This is a genomic window from Pseudomonas sp. HR1 (assembly GCF_030175875.1).
Taxonomy (GTDB): domain Bacteria; phylum Pseudomonadota; class Gammaproteobacteria; order Pseudomonadales; family Pseudomonadaceae; genus Chryseomonas; species Chryseomonas oryzihabitans.
Window position 1 is genome coordinate 1 of the sequence record NZ_JASNRF010000060.1, and the last position, 676, is coordinate 676.

Here is a 676-nt window from a genome sequence, read left to right on the forward strand (position 1 = left end):
AGGGCGCAGCAGCAGGGGATACCGCTCGAGCAGACGCCCGAATACCAGGATCTGCGCACGATCGCGAACCTGGCGGACGACCAGGTGCTGATCAAGCACAAGGTCGTGGCGCCACATCCACGCTGCACGCTCTGGTTTGGGGGGCGCGGCGAGAAGTGGGACGCCATCATCAAGGCCAACCTGCCGGTGTTCGTGCTCGCCGGCGAGGCCGAGCCGAAGGTCTCCGCGCTGCGCGACTTTGATCGTGCGGCGCGCGGCCGGCAGCGCGGCGACGTGAAGGCGCGGGCTGAGGTCTGGGCAGAGCGCAACCTCTACCTGCCCACCGATGGCCAGCGGATGAATATGGAGGAGGGTGATCGGGTGCCACTCAGGACGCCTTCGACCTATCGACTGGGCGGCATCACCTACGAGTCATAGGTTTAATGCCTGAGCTCAGATGTGGCTTTGCGAGGGGATGATTGTCAACGTGATGCAGGCGATCCTAATGGGACCAGCCGGCATAGGTTTGCCCAGAGGTCTGCCCTAATTGCTAAGCGCTGCGATCGTCAGAAGAAAATCACCGCCACCCGTATCAAAAGATAGATTGGGTGCTCCCATCGTTGTATCGCCCGCCAGGGCGATGCGCTGATCGTTGCCGCGGCGGCGGATAAGGCGGCCGGGATCATCAATGCCCGGG

At 63.2% G+C, this 676-nt stretch carries 1 pseudogene; it reads left to right on the forward strand.

From position 1 onward, the window contains the following. Positions 1-417 (forward strand): annotated as a pseudogene (locus QKY98_RS23590) (DNA replication terminus site-binding protein); the annotation flags it as partial. Positions 418-676: the final 259 nt, after the last annotated feature.